The sequence below is a fragment of the Mesorhizobium vachelliae genome (assembly GCF_033977325.1).
Lineage (GTDB): Bacteria > Pseudomonadota > Alphaproteobacteria > Rhizobiales > Rhizobiaceae > Mesorhizobium > Mesorhizobium vachelliae.
Genome location: NZ_JAVIIR010000001.1, coordinates 436,324 through 454,061 on the forward strand (window position 1 = coordinate 436,324; position 17,738 = coordinate 454,061).

Below are 17,738 nucleotides of genomic sequence, written 5' to 3' on the forward strand. Positions count from 1 at the left end.
GCTGCCTTCGGGAGCAATTCCAGGAAAAGTGTAAAGCGGTTTTCCGTCCGGAATTGCTCCAAAACAAAGGGATAGAGCGGTTCAACGTTTCCTTGAAACGATGAACCGATCTAGGGGCATCCATGCTGCGCAAGCTTCTCATCCTCGGCATCTTTGCCGGAACCTCGGCTTCGATTCCGATCGTCTATCAGGCTAACCCGCATCTGGTGGACGGCCTGCTGAAATCGACCGTCGCCTCGCAGCCGGCTACACCGGAGGCTCAGCCGCAGGTCAATCTCGCTTCGGTCCCGGACAAGCCGGCGGCGCCAATACCGCTCGGCCGCCAGGTGCTGGTCAACGCCGATGCGCGCGGCCATTTCACGTCGCAGTTCAAGCTCAACGGCCGCCAGATCGACGGCATGATCGACACCGGCGCGACGCTGGTCGCCATCAACACCTCGACCGCGCGCAGGATCGGCATTTCGCTCAACCCGTCCGACTTCAGTCACCAGGTGAACACCGCCAACGGGGCGATCAAGGCCGCCGTGGTGACGGTCGACCACCTGCAGATCGGCAAGATCTCCGTCGACAACGTCCAGGCGATGGTGCTCGACGACAGGGCGCTGCAAACCAACCTGATCGGCATGAGCTTCCTGCAGCGGTTGCAGAAATACCAGGTCCAGGACGGCGCGCTGCTGCTCGTTCAATAGGCTGATCAGCGAGGCAATATCCGCCTGAGCACGGTCTTTTCGGCGGGCGGCTTGGAACTCCCGATTGTGTAAGCAGCGCGCACGGCGGCAGCGGCCGCTTCAGCCTGCGCGTCGCTGCGGGCATGCACCAGCGCCAGCGCCTCACCTGAACGCGCCTCGGCGCCAACCGGCAGCAATCGAGTCAAACCGACGGCATGATCGATCTTGTCGTCCGGGTGGGAACGCCCGCCGCCGAGCGTGACGACGGCAAGCCCGATATCGCGCGTGGCGATGCCGGTCACGAACCCGTCCTGTTCCGCCTTCACGGCCAATTCGACCGGCGCCGCCGGCAGATGTTTTTCCGGATTCTCGATGAAATCGCCCGGGCCGCCCAGCACGGACACCATCCGCGCGAAGACGGCAGCCGCACGGCCGCCGGCAAGCGCTTCAGTGGCGCGCCTGATGCCGTCCTGGTTGGACGAGACGAGGCCCGCCGACTGCAGCATCTCGGCGGCCAGAGCCAGCGTCACATCCTCCAGCCGGCGGTCGCGATAACGACCGGTGAGGAAATCGACGGCATTCTTCACCTCGACCGCGTTGCCGGCCGCCGACGCGAGCGGCTCGTTCATGCCCGTCACCAGCGCCGATGCGCTCAGGCCGGCGCCGTTGGCGACCTCGACCAGGCTGTTCGCGAGGGCGACGGCATCACGCGACTTCTCCATGAAGGCGCCATTGCCGACCTTGACGTCGAGCACCAGCGAGCCCAGGCCCGCGGCAAGCTTCTTCGACAGGATCGAGGCGGTGATCAGCGGAACCGATTCGACCGTGCCGGTGACGTCGCGGATCGCGTAGAGCCGGCGGTCGGCCGGCGCGAGATCGGCGGTCTGGCCGATGATGGCGCAGCCCGTTTCCAGCACCGTCTTGCGGAAAAGCGCCACGTCCGGCTGGCTGGTATAGCCGGGGATGGCATCCATCTTGTCCAGCGTGCCGCCGGTATGGCCGAGGCCCCGGCCCGAGATCATCGGCACATAAGCGCCACAGGCGGCGACGATCGGCGCCAGCATCAGCGAGACATTGTCGCCGACACCGCCCGTCGAATGCTTGTCGGTGACCGGACCCGGCAGGTCGGACCAGTCGAGCACGTCGCCGGAATCGCGCATGGCGATCGTCAGCGCGACGGCTTCCTCGCGGCTCATGCCGTTGAGGAACACGGCCATCGCGAAAGCGCCGACCTGGCCCTCGGAGATGCTGCCGGCCGTCAGCCCTTGGACGAAGGCCGCGATCTCCTCGGCCGAGAGCCTGTGATTGTCGCGCTTGCGGCGGATGATCTCCTGCGGCAGCATCAGTCGGGCAAGCCGTCCTGGAAGACGCGCCGCAGGATCGTCGCCAGCCGCGCGCCGCCGACCGGCGCCATGTCCTTGGTTTCCTGGTGCGAGAGTTCCGCCCCGGTCATGCCGGCCGCCAGATTGGTGATGACCGAGCAGGCCGCGACCTTGAGCCCGAGGAAGCGAGCCAGGATCACCTCCGGCACGGTCGACATGCCGACCGCGTTGGCGCCCATGACGCGCGCCATGCGGATCTCGGCCGGTGTCTCGAAGCAAGGTCCCGAAAACCACATATAGACACCCTGATGCAGCGCAGTCCCTGTCGCCTTGGCCGCCCTTTCGATCGCGCCGCGCAGCCCGGCGTCATAGGCCTCGGTGAGGCCGACGAAGCGGCGGTCGCTCGGCTCGCCGATCAGCGGGTTGGAGCCGGAGAAATTGATGTGATCGGTGATCAGCATCACCGAGCCGGGCCCCATTTCAGGATCGACCGAGCCCGCGGCATTGGTCAGGATCAGGTGCGAGATGCCGATGCCGGCAAGCACCTCCAGCGCCGGGCGCATCGCGGCGGCATTGCCATGCTCGTAATAATGCGCGCGGCCGGACAGCATCAGGACCGGCGTGCCGGCGAAATGCCCGGCCACCACCTCGCCGGCGTGGCCGGAAACACCGCTGCGCGGAAAGCCCGGCAGTTCGGCATAAGAAATTCGGCGAGCATCCTTAACCTGATCGACCAGCCCGCCAAGGCCCGAGCCCAGCACGAGCGCCGCCGTCGGCGCCAGCCCGTCCAGCTTCTCGACCAGATGATCCAGCGCTTCCTTCATTTCAAGATATCGCCCCTGAAGCCGTAGGGCAGCATGTCGCCCATGGTCACCGTCTCGGCCACGCCGGTGTTGTCGCACAGATAAAGCTTCGTGTCCGGTCGGCAGAATTCCGCCAGCCGCTGCCGGCAGCCGCCGCAGGGCGAGCATTTGGCCATACGCTCGGCAACGACCGCGATCTCGACGATCCTGCCGCCGCCGCCCATGATGTAGTGGCCGAGCGCGGTCGTCTCGGCGCACCAGCCTTCCGGATAGGACGCCACCTCGATATTGGCGCCGGTGAAGACGCGCCCGTCCTCGGTGCGCAGCGCTGCGCCCACCGGGAACTTCGAATAGGGCGCATAGGCCTTGGCCATCGCCGCCTTCGCCGCCTCGAACAGATCATGCGACATCCGGTTCTTCTCTCCCACGATCTTGTTCACATGCCGGTCGGCGACGGACGAAATCCAGGCTCAGCGTTCCTTCACATACGGCACGCCGCCGGCGCGCGGCGGGATCGCCTTGCCGATGAAACCAGCGAGCAGGATGACGGTGAGCACATAGGGCAGCGCCTGCATGAACTGCGCCGGCACCTTGCCGACAAGAGGAAGCGGCGAACCCTGCAGGCGGATGGAGGCGGCGTCGAGGAAGCCGAACAAAAGGCAGGCGAACATGGCGTTGACCGGCTTCCATTTGGCGAAGATGAGCGCTGCCAGCGCAATATAGCCCTTGCCCGCCGTCATATCCTTCACGAAGCCGCCATTCTGCACCATGGAAAGGTAAGCTCCGGCGACCCCGGTGAGGATGCCGGTGCAGATCAGCGCGCGATAGCGCAGCCAGGCGACCGAGATGCCGGCGGTATCGACGGCCGCCGGGTTTTCGCCGACGGCGCGCATCCTCAGCCCAAACCGGGTGCGGAACAGCACCCACCAGGTGAACGGCACCATGGCGAAGGCGAAATAGACCAGGATCGAGTGGCCGGAGATCAGCTCGGCATAGATCGGGCCGATGACCGGCACGTCCTTGATTGCGTCGGCGCCCGGCCAGATGATCGCTTCGAAGCGCTCGCCCGGCTGCAGCGCCGGCGTGCGCCCGCCCTGGCTGAACCAGGCCTGGCCGAGGATGATGGTCGACCCGGCTGCGATGAAGTTGATCGCCACGCCGGAAACGATCTGGTTGCCGCGATGCGTGATCGAGGCGAAGCCGTGCACCAGCGCGAAAGCCACCGAGATCAGCACCGCGGTGCCGAGGCCGATCAGCGCCGAGTGGAAGACGGCGGCGGCGGAAGCCCCGGCAAAGGCGCCGACCAGCATCTTGCCTTCGAGCCCGATGTCGAAGATACCGGCCCGTTCCGAATAAAGGCCAGCCAGGCAGGCAAGCAGCAGCGGCACCGAAAGGCGGATGGTCGAATCCAGCACCTGGATGATGGCGTTGAATGTGTCCATCTCAGGCCCCCTTCCCGTTCACGGCCTGCATGCCGACCGACTTCGGGCTGATCGACGCGAACAGCGCCTGGATATAGGGCCTGAACATGTGCTCCAGCGCACCGGCAAACAAGATGACCAACCCCTGGATGATGACGATCATGTCGCGGCTGATCGCTGGCATCTCGAAGGCAAGCTCCGCGCCGCCCTGGTAGAGCATGCCGAACAGGATCGCCGCCAGCACGATGCCGACCGGATGCAGCCGGCCCATCAGCGCCACCGCGATGCCGACAAAGCCGGCGCCGGAGACGAAATCGATCGCGACATTGTGCTGGTCGCCCATCACCGGGTTGAGCGCCATCATGCCGGCCAACGCGCCTGATATCATCATGGCGGTGATGATGATGCGGGTTTCCGAAATGCCGGCGTAACGCGCTGCTTTCGGGCTGTGGCCATAAGTGCGCATCTCGTAACCCAGCTTGGTCCGCCAGATCAGCAGCCAGACCAGGAACGCCATGACCAGCGCCAGCAGGAAGCAGATGTTGAGCGGTGCGGAACGGATCTTGGCGCCGAACAATTCGATGATCCAGTTGAGCTTCGGCAATTCGGCGCCGGCCAGGAAATTGCGCGTCTGCGGCGCCTGCGACCCGGCCGGCTTCAGCGGGCCGACCAGCAGGTAGACCATCACCGAGGCGGCGATGAAGTTGAACATGATGGTGGTGATGACGATGTGCGAGCCGCGCTTGGCCTGCAGATAGGCCGGGATCAGCCCCCAAAGCGCGCCGAACGCCGCCGCGGCCACGATCGCGATCGGAAAGATCACCCACCACGGCAGCACGCTGTCGAGGCTCAGGCAAACCAGCGCGATGCCGAGCCCGCCTATATAGGCCTGGCCCTCGGTGCCGATGTTGAACAGGCTGCAATGCGCGGCCACCGCCACCGACAGCCCGGTGAAGATGAAGGTGGTGGCATAGAAGAGCGTGAACGCAACGCCTGTGCCCTTGCCGAAAGCGCCCTCGACCAGGATGACGGCGGCGCGGAACGGGTTTTCGCCGACCAGCATGACGACGAAGCCGGCGACGATGAAGGCGACCGACAGGTTGATCAACGGAATCAACCCATAGTCGGCCCAGGCCGGCAGCTTGGTGTAAGGCGTGCTCATTCGGCGGCCTCCTGGTGCTCGACGCCGGCCATCAACAGGCCAAGCTCGCCTTCGGTCGCGTCCGGGCCGCGCTCGCCGACCACACGGCCGGCGAACATCACCAGGATGCGGTCGGAGAGCGAGCGGATCTCGTCGAGCTCGACCGAGACCACCAGCACGGCCTTGCCCTGGTCGCGCATGGCGATCAGCCGCTTGTGGATGAATTCGATGGCGCCGACATCGACGCCGCGCGTCGGCTGGCCGACGATCAGCACGCCCGGGTCCTGTTCCATCTCCCTGGCCAGCACAATCTTCTGCTGGTTGCCGCCGGAGAAATTGGCCGTCTTCAGGCGCGGATTGCCGGGGCGGATGTCGTATTTCTCGATCTTGTCCTTGGCGTCGGCCATGATGGCATCGATGTCGAGGAACGGCCCCTTCAGGTAGCGCTCGTCGTCGTGATAGCCGAGGATCGAATTCTCGTTCTCCTCGAAGGCAAGCACCAGTCCGACATGATGGCGGTCCTCCGGCACATGGGCGAGGCCGCGGTCGCGCAATTCGCCGGGATCGGCCTTGCCGGTGAGATCGATCGGTTTGCCTTCCAGCATCACCTCGCCGGAGACCGCATGCCGGATGCCGGAGATCGCCTCCAGCAGCTCGGACTGGCCGTTGCCGGCCACGCCGGCGATGCCGACGATCTCGCCGCCGCGCACGTCGAAGGAGACATTGTCGACCATGGTGACGCCGCGGGAGTCCTTCACCGTCAGGTTCTTCACCGACAGTCTTATCGCGCCGGCTTCCGATGCGCCCTTCTCGACCCGCAGGAGCACGCGTCGGCCGACCATCAGCTCGGCCAGTTCGCCGACCGTGGTTTCCTTCGTCACCCGGGTGGCCACCATCGTGCCCTGGCGCATCACCGAAACCGTGTCGGTGATCGCCATGATCTCGCGCAGCTTGTGGGTGATGAGCACGATGGTTTTGCCTTGATCCTTCAATTGCTTGAGGATGCGGAACAGGTGGTCGGCCTCGGCCGGCGTCAACACGCCCGTCGGCTCGTCGAGGATCAGGATCTCGGCGCCGCGATAGAGCGCCTTGAGGATTTCGACGCGCTGCTGCAAGCCGACCGGCAGCTCTTCGATGACGGCGTCGGGATCGACCTCGAGCCCGTATTCGCGCTCCAGCCGGTCGAGCTCCGAACGCGCCTTGGCGATGCTGCTCTTCAGCAGCGCATCGTTCTCGGCGCCGAGGATGACGTTTTCCAGCACCGTGAAATTGTCGACCAGCATGAAGTGCTGGTGCACCATGCCGATGCCGAGCGCGATGGCGTCGTTGGAGGTGTTGATCGACACCGGCTTGCCGCCGACGCGGATCTCGCCGCTGTCGGCCTGGTAGAAGCCGTAGAGGATCGACATCAGCGTCGACTTGCCGGCGCCGTTCTCGCCGACAATGCCGTGGATGGTGCCGCGCGCGACTTCCAGATTGATGTCGCGGTTGGCGCGCACCGCGCCAAAACTCTTGTTGATGCCTATGAGCTCGATTGCGGCTTGCGCCATGCAGCCTGTCCCACTCGTTATTTTTTTATCGCTTGGTCAAAGTGCCTAGCATGATGCCCCGCTTATGCCAATCGGCCGTTCACTCTCGACAAATCCCCGCGCCCTTGTCAATTTCGAACCTGAGCAGGTTCCGCAAAAGTGTCCCACGGTTTGCGATCATAACCTGCGGGAACCAGCAGAGCATAAGCAGATAGTCGCGGGCATCCCACGAATATCTGGTTAGGTGGAGGCTTCACATTCGCAAGGGACGGCTTGCATGGCTATGCCTGACGATCGGCTGACGACGCTGGAGATCCGCGCCGCAGAGCAGGAAAAGACCATCGAGGAACTGTCCGGCCAGATCGCCGAACAGTGGAAGGTGATCGAGCGCATGGAGCGCAAGCTCGCGGCCCTCACCGACCGATTCCTGGAATTGGAGGAGCAGACCGCCTCCGACGTGCCGGTGACCAAGCCGCCGCATTGGTGAGAAGCCGTGGGGGTGAGACGCCATGGGGGAAGACGGCCATGTCCAGTGAAAGCGACCGTGTCGCCAGGGCCGGCGACTATGTCTTCGGCCTGATGAATGACAGGGAACGCGCCCGCGCCGAGCGCGACCTCGAGATCGATCCCGCCTTTCGCGACACGGTGCTGCGGCTCGCCGAACGCTTGCGCGCCTTCGATCCCGCGGGATCCGAAGCGCGCGACCACCGCTGGGACCTGGTCACGCAACGTCTCGCCGAATTGCCGCAGATGCAGACGCGGCTGGCCGGCGTCGCCGCTCCCGAGACGGAACCGCCGCCGCCGATGATCCACCGGCTCGAGCGCAAGCCATACGGCGTCGGCCTGCATTCGCTTGGCGGCAGGCTGGGCTTTGTCATCGCGCTTGCCCTGGTGGCGGCCTTTGCGCTCGGCTATCTCGCCGGCACGCTATAAAGCAATTCCAGGAAAAGTGCGGGCGGTTTTCCGCCCGGAATTGCGTCAAAGTAGAGACTTCGCCATCAGCAGCATCGGCGCGCCATCCTGCTCGAAAGTCTCGACCGCTCTCCATCCGAGCGCTTCGTAAAAGCTGCGCGCCTGCCAGGTATAAAGATGGAGCGTGCCGATACCGGCCGACGCGGCATGGGCTTCGACGGTCTTGACCAGCGCCGTGCCGACTCCGCCACCTCGATAGGCTTCCTCGACGACCAGCCCGGCGAGCCATGGCGTCTGATCGTGCGGCGAGTCGATCTCGTCGCGCACGAGCAGGCAGCTCCCGATCGGCTGGCCTCGGTCGCGGGCGACGAAGGCAGCCTCGAAGCCGTCGCCGGCGATCAGCCCGCGCAGTCCGGCCATGTCTTCGTCGAGCGTCCGATCAGTGCCCTCGAAGAAAGCTTTGAGCCGAAGCCGCGCGATCGCCTCGACGTCGCCTTCGGCCATCGCTTCGATTGTCGGCCGCATCATACCGTTTCCAAAACGAAACCGCCGGGCGTTGGCCCGGCGGTTCAAAGCCTGGTTCAGCTGCCGATCAATACGGGCAATTGTTGTCTGCGGTGTAGTCGTGCACCTGGACCTTGCCTGAGATGATGTCGGCCTTGGCCTTTTCGACCGCCGCCTTCATCTCATCAGTCACCAGCGCTTTGTTGTTGTCGTCCATGGCGTAGTCGACGCCGCCTTCCTTGAGGCCGAGATTCTCGAGGCCGCCCTTGAAGGTGCCGTTCTTGCCGTCCATGAAGGTGTTGTAGACGGCGACGTCGACGCGCTTCATCATCGAGGTCAGCACTTTGCCGGGCTGCAGGCCGTTCTGGTTGGAATCGACGCCGACGCCGAGCTTGCCGGCATCCGCGGCCGCCTGCAGCACGCCGACGCCGGTGCCGCCGGCAGCCGCGTAGACCACGTCGGCGCCCTGGTCGATCTGCGTCTTGGCGATCTCGCCGCCCTTGGTCGGGTCGTTCCAGGCGGCCGGCGTGTCGCCGGTCATGTTCTGGATGACCTCGGTGGCGCCGGCCGACTTGGCGCCGCCGACATAGCCGCATTCGAACTTGCGGATCAGCGGGATGTCCATGCCGCCGACGAAGCCGACCTTCTTCGACTTCGATGCCATCGCCGCCAGGATGCCGACGAGGTAGGAGCCTTCATTCTCCTTGAATACCAGCGAGCGGACATTGGGCAGGTCGACGGCATCGTCGATGATGGCGAAATTCAGGTCGGGATAATCTTTCGCGACCGCTTTCAGCGCGTCTTCCCAGGCAAAGCCGGCCATGACGATCGGGTTGCGGCCGTCCTCGGCGAAGCGGCGCAGCGCCTGCTCGCGCTGCGAGGCGTTGGAGACCTCGAATTCGACATAGGCGATGCCGGTCTCGGCCTTGAACTTCTCCGCGCCATGATAGGCGGCCTCGTTGAAGGATTTGTCGAACTTGCCGCCGAGATCATAGAGGATGGCCGGCTGCACATCCGCGGCGAAAGCCGGAAGAACCATTGCGGTTGCGGCCAGAAGGCCGAGAACGATACGTTTCATGTGATCCACACCCTGTCGGTTATTTTTCCGTTTGCACCGCCTGCCCGGTTCTCCGGCAGGCTGGCGACGCCAGGCAGGAAGTGTTTTCCCCTCCCGCTCGCGGTCAATCTGGCACGGCGCGAAACAAAATTCACGTGGAATTTTGACCTGTTGGAAAAAGCGGTTACCGGCGGTCGGCTCGGCGACTTCGCCGTAGCCGTCCTCCCGCAATTGCGTCAAAACAACAGCCTTCAGGGCGTGGGAGCGAATTCCGCGCCGCGGCGCTTGCGCCGGTAGCCGATGGCGTAGAGCAGGAAGGCAAGCACCGCGAACACCGCGAAACCCGGTTGCGCAAGCACAAAGGCGACGGCGCCGTCCCACACCAGCGGGCTTGCCTTGGCGCGCACGAAAGTCTCGAAGGCCGCGCGGGTTTCCGGCGAGACCGCCAGCCAGCTTGCGTTGAGCGGCGTCATCACCAGCGAGGAGGCCGCGACCGAGCGTGTTGTGTCGATCACCGCCATGATGACGGAGATCGACAGCGCAACCATGGCCGCCAGCCGAAAGATGAAACGCAACATCGACGCTCTCCCCGGGAACGCTCCGTCTACCCCGCAATCGACATAGAGCGTGCGTGGTTTCCGCGCAATCGTGGGTCGTGAAATTAAGAAGCCCGCGCCGCCCTGCGCCGGTTCACCCGCCAGATGGCGAAAATGGCGCCGGCGATGGCGCCGACGATCAGGCCGCCCAGGCCGACGAACGCCGCGAAAAATCCGCAGGCGCCCTCGAAGCAGCTCATATGCGTCAGGTCCGCGATCAGCGAACCGGCGAAGAAGCCGCCGCAGGCGCCGATCGCGCCGCCAAGGATGATGCCGAGCAGCGCGGCAAGGATCGAGACGAAGACCGGCGGCCGCCCGGTCTCCGGATTGGCATAGACGGCCTCGGAGCCGGCGCCGTTGCGCAGCAGGTAGATGCAGAGCAGGCCGATGGCGATCTCGGCGACGGTGAAGCCCAGCGCCTCGGCTGAGAAGGCGAAGCTGTAGAACACATAGGCCTGGCGCAGGACGAGCCAGATGATGATGGCGACCTGCCAGATCGTGTAATGGCGCGGGAAGCGGGCCGAGCGGTTGAAGGCAAGGCCAAGCAGGTACAATCCCCACAGGATGATGATCACGCCGCCGGTCAAGCCGCTATAGACGAGGAAGAATGCATTTTCCGGCAGGCTGAAGTCGCCGATCAGCCGCCAGTTCGCAATCAGGCCGTAGGCCGACAGGCCCATGACGATGACGAGCCACGCCACCGGGATGTAGGAAAGCCCGCTATCCGGCCGCCCCGCGGGTTGCTGGTCGATCGACGCCATGCCAGGACGATGCCCCTCGCCCGAACCATTCCGCGGAAAGCGCGTGGCGACTTTCCGTCGGAAATTGCGAAAACTGAACCGGCAACTCCAGGGAAAGCTCGCAACCGTTCCAACCGGGATTGCATGGAAACAGAGATTTCAGGCAGTCGACAGCCGCGCGGAGCCGAAGTCAAGCACAGCCGGTTGGAGGCGACCAGCCTGTGCACATCATTCGAACGCATCGCCCCCTCCTGAACCCATGTCCGTGCCCATTCCGCAGCAAAAGCCGCGGCAATGCCATTATGGCTTGGCATTCGCTTTCGGATCGACTAGATGAGCCCCGCGCCTGTTTGCCTAGACGGCTACCGGTGCCGGGAAGGTTGCCCGCGGTTGAAGGCAACCATATGTCCGTTGAGGACTTCCCATGGGAGCATCTCCCCAACCCGCGCGGCGAAACCGGCCGGCGCGAGATGTCAAGGACGGAGAGGTGGCCGAGTGGTTGAAGGCGCACGCCTGGAAAGTGTGTTTACGGGAAACCGTAACGCGGGTTCGAATCCCGCTCTCTCCGCCATCCTGCATCGCTCTCCGAGCTTCGCAGGATCGGTGCAGTCAGCGCAGCAAAGCGGGATGCCCTTATATGGCGCTTTCATCGGCGTCCCGATCGCCATCGCCGTCGGATGCTTCGCCCCCTCCAGCACATGGCTCCTCGGGTTCATGGGCGCGGCTCCACCCTCCCGGGACGACACTGGATCGTGAGTAGGCCGATCAGCCGACCGCTGCGGCCCCCGGCGCTACCTGACGATGAGAACCGGCACCTCGGACAGGTTGACCACTTTCGAAGCCTGGCTGCCGAGAACCAGCCTGCTGAGAAGACTGCGGCTATGCGAGCCCATGACGACAAGGTCCGCGCCGATCTCCTTCGCGGTGTGCAGGATGCCTTCGTAGGCGGTAAGGGATTCAACCATCTCGGTTCGCGCGCCGGGTCCGGCGGCTGCCGCGGCTTTCTTCAGGATGGCCGTGCACTGTTCGACATTCGCGCGGCGTATTTCGTCGAAGACGGATTGCGATATTGCCCCTCCGCCCGACATCGCGTCGAAGACTGGCGCCTGCAAGGCGACGGTGACGATCGTCAGACGGGCATTGAACGCGCGGGCGATGCTCGTCGCATGATCCACGGCTATCGTCGCGAGGTCGGAGCCATCCGTCGCGACCATGACGTTTTGATACATCACGCTATACTCCACTGGAGCGGGAGGTCGGCAGAAGCCGGTATCCCGCTCTATCTTTCTGTTCTAGCTGCATTTTTACGGCATCAAGTGTTTCCGCCTGGCTGCAAATGCTCTGGGGACTTACATCCGCCGAGACTTGGCCGGCAGCCTGGAAAATCAGAATTCGACTGCGTCGCGGCTGATCGGACAGGTCATGCAATGCCCGCCGCCGCGTCCTCGGCCAAGCTCGCTTCCCGAAATGGTGATGACCTCGATGCCGGCCTTGCGCAGGACGGTGTTTGCATAGGTGTTGCGGTCATAGGCAAACACCACGCCCGGCGATACGCAGACTAGGTTGGCGCCGGAATCCCATTGGGTCCGCTCGCGGGTGTAGTCGTTGCCTGCCGTCTCGACGACGCGCAGCTCCTTGAGGCCGAGCGCCTCTCTCACCGTTTCGATAAGGCCCTTGTCCTTGCGCAACTCCACGCCGCCCTTGCCGTCAGGGCGATAGGAGAAGCACTCGATGCCGTTCACGATATCGGGGTAGATCAGCACGCAGTTCCGATCGGCAAAGGTGAAGACGGTATCGAGGTGCATCGCCGCACGCAGTTTCGGCATCGCCGCGATGATGACGCGCTCCGCCCCGCCGGCCTTGAACAAGGCGTCGGCGAGCTGGCTGATGGCCTGCCGGGACGTGCGTTCGCTCATGCCGATGAGCACGTTGCCCTTGCCGATCGGCATCACGTCGCCGCCCTCAAACGTGGCGAGGCCCCAATCCTTGGTTGGATCGCCCCACCACACATTCACCTTGCCGGCAAAGTCCGGATGGAACTTGTAGATTGCCGTGACCAGGATCGTCTCTTCGTGGCGCGCCGGCCAATAGAGCGGGTTGAGCGTGACGCCGCCATAGATCCAGCAGGTGGTGTCGCGGGTGTAGATCGTGTTGGGCAACGGCGGCAGCAGATACTCGTTCACCCCCGCCGCGTCCCGGATCAACTCCAGTGTCGCACCCCCAATCTTCTCGGGGAATTCATAGGTCGACAGGCCTCCGATCAGCGTTTCGGCAAGGCGACGCTCCGGCAGGCCCTCGAGATAGGAGCGCACTTCGTTGACAAAGCCCAGTCCGACCTGGTTCGGCACCACCTGATTGTCGAGGATCCATTTCTTCGCTTCGGGGACGGCAACGGTCTCGGTCAGGAGATTGTGCATCTCCACGACATCGACGCCCCTGTCTCGCATCTTGGTGATGAAATCGAAATGATCGCGCTTGGCGACGTCGACCCAAAGCACATCGTCGAAAAGCAGGGCGTCACAGTTGCTGGGTGTCAGGCGGTGATGGGCATGGCCGGGCGCGCAGACCAATACCTTGCGCAACTGGCCGACTTCGGAATGCACGCCAAAACTGGTTTCCATGATGGCCTCCCGGATTTGCCCTTCAGGGCGTGATCATGCCGGTCACAAGGCCGTAGAGGCCGATCAGCGCGCCGATCATCGTGACGGCGAAAATGACAAGCTCGACGGGGGTGAAGAGACGAGCCTTCTGCTCACGCCGGGCCCAGAAATAAAGGGCGGTGCTCGGCGCGAAGAGCACGGCCAGCAGCAATATGTATTTCAGGCCGGCGGCGACGAACATGAACAAGGTGTAGATGGCCGCGATCCACGCGATGACCTGATCGCGGCCCCGCTCGCCCGCCGCCTGTTCGTACCCGACGCCGCTGCGCGCCAAAAGCACTCCATAGCCGGCGACCAGAAGGTAGGGCAGCAACGCAGCCACGCTGGTCATGTCGAGCATGATGTTGAACGCGTCGCGCGACCAGTAGGTCGAGATGACGAACAGCGAAACCACCGAGTTGGTCAGCCACAGCGCATTGGCGGGCACACGATTGCTGTTTTGTGCCCCGAAGAGCCTGGGCATGTCGTTCGAGCCGGCCGCCATGAAAAGCACCTCGGCGCAGATCAGCGACCAGGCAAGGTAGGCGCCGAGCACGGAAATGAGGACGCCGATGGAGATAAACACCGCCCCCCAGTGTCCGACGGCCAGTTCGAGCGCGCCGGCGAGCGAAGGATTGGACACGCCGGCGATGGCCGCCCGAGGTGCGACGGCGTAAGGCAGGAGCGTGATGGCCACCATCAGGCCGGTCACGGCGACGGAACCGAGGATGGTGGCGGAACCCACGTCGGACCGCGTCTTGGCATAGCGGGAATAGACGCTGGCGCCCTCGATGCCGATGAAGACGAACACGGTGACAAGCATGGTGTCACGCACCTGTTGCAGCATCGTCTTTTCCGGCATGCCGACGCCGCCGAAGAAATTCTCGGAAAAATGCGCGCCGCTGAAAAAGACGATGAAGGCGAGGACCGCCACGAGCAGCGGCACTATCTTGGCGACGGTGACGATCGTATTGATGAAGGTCGCCTGCTGGACCCCGCGCAGGATCAAGAAATGGAAGGCCCAGATGCCGATCAGCGAAACGATGATTGCGGTGGCGCTGCTCCCATCACCGAAAAGGCCGGGGAAGAAACGGCCGAGCGTCGATCCGATCAGCACCCAATAGAAGACGTTGCCGAGACAACTGCCGAGCCAGTAACCGAAAGCCGACAGGAAGCCCGTATAGTCGCCGAAGGCCGCCTTGGCGTAGGCGAAAACGCCGGAGTCGATATCGGGCCGCTTTTCGGCAAGCGTCTGAAAGACGCGTGCAAGCATGTACATGCCTGTGCCCGCGATTGCCCAGGCGATGATGGCGCCGAAGGGTCCGGTCGCGTTGGCGAAACGCCCGGGCAGGTTGAATATACCGGCCCCCACCATCGAACCGACGACCATAGCCGTCAGCGAGAAAAGCGAAAGCTTGTCAGGCGACCGGTCGACCATCGTTGCCTCCATCATAGCAAACGACTTTCGCGGACGATGCACCCTACTCGCGAATTCGGTTGTTGCGAAGCAGATAATTCACTGACGGCAGATTGAAAACTCAATATTTTCAATGTGCATTCAGTAAGTATTTTGTGAAGGCGGCTGGGTTCGATGGAAAGCAGTCAGTTTCTTGAATTTTCGTACCGGGGCGAGGCAAATTAACCATATGGCAGAACAAATTGCTTTCGATGACCCGATGCAACCTGAGTAAATTCTAGAGGAAGCATGTAACGCAATCTATTGGGAATTGCGTAAAAACAAATACTTAGGTCGTGCCATATCGTGTAAAAACCCCGCCGGAACGGGGTTTTCAATTGAAAGGCGCGTATCCTGCCGGAGCTATCAAGATTTCGGATCTAATAGCGATGGGACACTCTGACTCGACGGCAGCGCCTATGCCAACGGCCACGGATTCGGACACGTCGACAAACCGTCCGCCAGACGGGACGCCTCCTCCGTCGACGGTACTGAACTTTTTCCGGCGCAGCCCCGGCATCACCGCCTTCAGTATCGTTGGGCGACGTATCAAGTTCGTCGAGTATACCGCCCGACATCCCAGGAATGCCGGCAACCGCCTTGCCAGGGGCGGCCAGTCCGGCGACGAGTGTTGCGCCGGTCAGCCCGAGCAAGCCGGTAAGAAATAACCGTCTATCCATCGTATCCTCCTCATTGGATGCTCCTCGCCGCGCATACAACCTTCAGGCGCTTAAAAGGTTGCGCCAGCCTGAAGAAACAAACGCATATCCGGTCGGAGTAAAACACCAGGCGGGCCGGGCCTTACAAGCACGGTCCCAAGGGTGCGCCGGCTGATAAGACCGTGCGTTCCTGCCAATCCAGCGAAATGTGCGAACGGATTATGCGGCGAGACAACGCCCCCTTGTCATAACGCCCCCTTGTCAGATTGGCAGGCTCATTGCGGGGACGATGCTGCGAGCATAGGGTCTTCTGGCGCTATGGTTCCGACGAGCTCGAAGCCGGGGCGCGGGTGTGGTGAGACCTGCGTGGCAACAGTAATTGTCATCCTCGGCGGCGTCGGGCTGTTCCTGCTCGGCATGACCGTAATGACCGACGGCCTTAAGGCGCTGGCCGGGTCCGCCCTGCGCACCGTCCTGGGCAAGGCGGCGGCCACGCCGCTCTCGGGTGCCTTCTGGGGCGCCATCGTCACGCTGCTCGTACAGTCGTCCAGTGCGGTCACGATGACGACGATCGGCCTCGTCAGCGCCGGGCTTCTGACTTTTCCGCAAGGGCTCGGCCTTGTGTTCGGCGCCAATGTTGGCACGACGGGCACAGGTTGGCTTGTAGCCCTGATTGGCGTGCGCGTATCGCTTTCGACCTACGCGCTACCACTGATTTTCCTGGGCGCGCTGGTCAAGTTGCTAGGGGGCGGGCGGATCGCAGCGACGGGCGGCGCTCTCGCGGGCTTCGCCCTAGTGCTCTATGGGCTGACGACCCTCCAGCAGGGCATGGGAGGCCTTGCGGAGAACCTGCATCCGTCCGACCTGCCATCGGTGATCGGCACGCCAGGGGCTGACTGGATCACAGGGATGGGCGGCCTCATGATCCTGATCGTCGTCGGCCTGGCGATGACCGCGGTCATGCAGTCCTCGACGGCTGCCATAGCCGTCACCATTTCGGCGTTCTACGCCGGAGCCGTGAGCCTGGAGCAGGGCTGTGCGCTGATCATTGGCCAGAATATCGGGACGGCCACGAGCTCCGCATTGGCGGCCATTGGTGCCAGCACCACAGCCAAACGCCTGGCCTTTGCCTATGTCCTGTTCAAGCTCATAGCCGCGCTCATCGCCATCGTCGCCTTTCCATTGACCACGACGCTGATGAAAGTCCTCTCGGCATCAATCGATGGGATGACGCTCCTTGCGGCCTACCACACGGCCTACAACGTCGTGGGCGTTGCGGTGCTCCTTCCGGCGACACAGCGGTTCACTCGTATGGTGGAACGGCTCTTGCCCTCCCGGCAGACGGCGCTTCAGCGCGCGCTCGATCCCAGCGCTCTTGCCAGCCCGGTGATCGCGGTCGAAACCGCCCGGCGCGTCGTGGCGCATGTGCTCAAGACAAGCGCCGCCTCGGTTTCCGCCTCACTTCCGGGCGGAGCTGGCTCTGCGGTGCGGGACACCGTCGCGGCGGCCGCTACGCTCGAGAAGGTGCGGGACTTCCTGTCCGAGTTGAAGGAGCCCCCCGAGACGGACGCCGAGCGGCTGCGCATGACGAGCACACTGCATGCGCTCGATCATGCTTCGCGCCTCGCGCAAGTCGTGGCGGATGGCGGGCTCCCGGGAAAGCCAACCGAGGCCTCCTACGACCTTCGCGCAGCGGAACTATGCGTAGGCCATGCGCGCGGCGCAGGCTATCGGCGGTTCGATCACCTCGGAATCCGCCCTCACGGCGCAAGCCGCATCCATCGGCTGGAGCGTTTCGCCCGAGTTGGCCGCGGCGCTTGCCGAGGCGGAAGGCGCAGCAAGCGAACTCGATGCCCTGCTGCGAGACCATCGTGCCGCCACCCTCGCCTCGGTCGCGCCGGGAAAGCTGACGACCGCGGACGCCTTCGCGCGGCTCGATGCCGCACGGCGTCTCAACCAGATCACACATCATGCCTGGCGTTCGGCGGCGCATCTTCTTGGTCGCGGGGCGCACGGCATAGCGCTCAATGACGGCCTCCATGCTCCACCAGGTGATATTTGAAACGATCGCGCACGAATTCGTTAAAGAATCGCCCTTTTGAGGACGCTGCCTTGAAAGCCGAATAAGTCTCGGGCCCGACACCCTCGTAATCGTAGCGGTTGCCGCTTGGGACGAACCATACGGAAAGGACCCGCCTGGACCGATCGTAGCGAATATTCTGGATCGCGGTGGAAGGCATAACGCATCCTGCTTCCAACTCATAATCCGGCGCCCGCCGCCAGGTTCCGCC

The 17,738-nt window shown here is 63.6% G+C and carries 17 protein-coding genes, 1 tRNA gene and 1 pseudogene; 5 read left to right on the top strand and 14 right to left on the bottom strand.

The annotated features are described in order from the left end of the window. Positions 1-122 precede the first annotated feature (122 nt). A complete protein-coding gene (locus tag RFM41_RS02145) occupies positions 123-689 on the top strand; it encodes a TIGR02281 family clan AA aspartic protease (protein ID WP_320245881.1) in 567 nt (188 codons plus the stop codon). A gap of 5 nt (positions 690-694) precedes the next feature. Here RFM41_RS02145 and deoA read toward each other — a convergent pair whose 3' ends face one another. From deoA to RFM41_RS02175, 6 genes are read right to left on the bottom strand one after another with little or no spacing between them, the layout of a single operon-like run. Next, complete coding sequence (gene deoA, locus RFM41_RS02150) at positions 695-2,011, bottom strand: thymidine phosphorylase (protein ID WP_320245882.1); 1,317 nt, start codon at positions 2,009-2,011, stop codon at positions 695-697. Then, the gene (locus RFM41_RS02155) at positions 2,011-2,814 is read right to left on the bottom strand and encodes a purine-nucleoside phosphorylase (RefSeq protein WP_320245884.1); all 804 of its coding nucleotides are present in this window, start codon (positions 2,812-2,814) and stop codon (positions 2,011-2,013) included. Before RFM41_RS02155 ends, deoA begins: the two co-directional genes overlap by 1 nt. Further along, positions 2,811-3,203 carry a cytidine deaminase gene (cdd, locus tag RFM41_RS02160; RefSeq protein WP_320245887.1) on the bottom strand — a complete coding sequence of 131 codons (393 nt, stop codon included), beginning with the start codon at positions 3,201-3,203 and terminating at the stop codon, positions 2,811-2,813. Before cdd ends, RFM41_RS02155 begins: the two co-directional genes overlap by 4 nt. Before the next feature lie 60 nt (positions 3,204-3,263). Next, the gene (locus tag RFM41_RS02165) at positions 3,264-4,235 is read right to left on the bottom strand and encodes an ABC transporter permease (RefSeq protein ID WP_320245889.1); all 972 of its coding nucleotides are present in this window, start codon (positions 4,233-4,235) and stop codon (positions 3,264-3,266) included. A gap of 1 nt (position 4,236) precedes the next feature. Continuing rightward, entirely contained in the window at positions 4,237-5,376 is a 1,140-nt protein-coding gene (locus RFM41_RS02170) for an ABC transporter permease (protein WP_320245890.1), read from the bottom strand. Continuing rightward, positions 5,373-6,905 (bottom strand): ABC transporter ATP-binding protein, encoded by a 1,533-nt coding sequence (locus RFM41_RS02175; RefSeq protein ID WP_320245892.1) that lies wholly within the window; start codon positions 6,903-6,905, stop codon positions 5,373-5,375. The genes RFM41_RS02170 and RFM41_RS02175 overlap by 4 nt, the downstream gene beginning before the upstream one ends. A 256-nt stretch (positions 6,906-7,161) precedes the next feature. Between RFM41_RS02175 and RFM41_RS02180 the strand changes: the two genes are divergently transcribed. Both RFM41_RS02180 and RFM41_RS02185 read left to right on the top strand, forming a co-directional pair. Next, entirely contained in the window at positions 7,162-7,371 is a 210-nt protein-coding gene (locus tag RFM41_RS02180; RefSeq protein WP_127306341.1) for a SlyX family protein, read from the top strand. Positions 7,372-7,409: 38 nt separating this feature from the next. Then, entirely contained in the window at positions 7,410-7,817 is a 408-nt protein-coding gene (locus tag RFM41_RS02185; protein ID WP_320245894.1) for a hypothetical protein, read from the top strand. 45 nt (positions 7,818-7,862) lie between these two features. Here RFM41_RS02185 and RFM41_RS02190 read toward each other — a convergent pair whose 3' ends face one another. The 4 genes from RFM41_RS02190 to RFM41_RS02205 form a co-directional block, all read right to left on the bottom strand. Continuing rightward, positions 7,863-8,324, bottom strand: coding sequence for a GNAT family N-acetyltransferase (locus RFM41_RS02190; RefSeq protein WP_320319243.1), 462 nt, complete (start codon positions 8,322-8,324; stop codon positions 7,863-7,865). 64 nt (positions 8,325-8,388) lie between these two features. Then, on the bottom strand, positions 8,389-9,378 hold the full coding sequence (locus RFM41_RS02195) for a BMP family lipoprotein (RefSeq protein ID WP_320245896.1): 990 nt from the start codon (positions 9,376-9,378) through the stop codon (positions 8,389-8,391). Between the two features lie 230 nt (positions 9,379-9,608). After that, positions 9,609-9,935 carry a hypothetical protein gene (locus RFM41_RS02200; RefSeq protein WP_320245897.1) on the bottom strand — a complete coding sequence of 109 codons (327 nt, stop codon included), beginning with the start codon at positions 9,933-9,935 and terminating at the stop codon, positions 9,609-9,611. Positions 9,936-10,018: 83 nt separating this feature from the next. Beyond that, entirely contained in the window at positions 10,019-10,714 is a 696-nt protein-coding gene (locus tag RFM41_RS02205; RefSeq protein WP_320245898.1) for a hypothetical protein, read from the bottom strand. A gap of 460 nt (positions 10,715-11,174) precedes the next feature. Here RFM41_RS02205 and RFM41_RS02210 point away from each other — a divergent pair. After that, positions 11,175-11,264, top strand: a tRNA-Ser gene (locus RFM41_RS02210). Between the two features lie 220 nt (positions 11,265-11,484). Here the strand turns inward: RFM41_RS02210 and RFM41_RS02215 are convergent. The 3 genes from RFM41_RS02215 to RFM41_RS02225 all read right to left on the bottom strand — a co-directional run bounded on the left by RFM41_RS02215 (position 11,485) and on the right by RFM41_RS02225 (position 14,770). Continuing rightward, positions 11,485-11,922: a universal stress protein gene (locus RFM41_RS02215; protein WP_320246200.1), complete on the bottom strand. Its 438-nt coding sequence runs from the start codon at positions 11,920-11,922 to the stop codon at positions 11,485-11,487. Between the two features lie 156 nt (positions 11,923-12,078). Continuing rightward, positions 12,079-13,314 (bottom strand): arginine deiminase, encoded by a 1,236-nt coding sequence (locus RFM41_RS02220; protein ID WP_320245900.1) that lies wholly within the window; start codon positions 13,312-13,314, stop codon positions 12,079-12,081. A gap of 22 nt (positions 13,315-13,336) precedes the next feature. Further along, on the bottom strand, positions 13,337-14,770 hold the full coding sequence (locus tag RFM41_RS02225) for a basic amino acid/polyamine antiporter (RefSeq protein WP_320245901.1): 1,434 nt from the start codon (positions 14,768-14,770) through the stop codon (positions 13,337-13,339). Positions 14,771-15,813: 1,043 nt separating this feature from the next. Here RFM41_RS02225 and RFM41_RS02230 point away from each other — a divergent pair. Then, positions 15,814-17,509: pseudogene (locus RFM41_RS02230) on the top strand (Na/Pi cotransporter family protein). Here RFM41_RS02230 and RFM41_RS02235 read toward each other — a convergent pair. Beyond that, entirely contained in the window at positions 17,472-17,687 is a 216-nt protein-coding gene (locus RFM41_RS02235) for a KTSC domain-containing protein (protein WP_320245903.1), read from the bottom strand. The pseudogene RFM41_RS02230 and the gene RFM41_RS02235 overlap by 38 nt on opposite strands. Positions 17,688-17,738 lie beyond the last annotated feature (51 nt).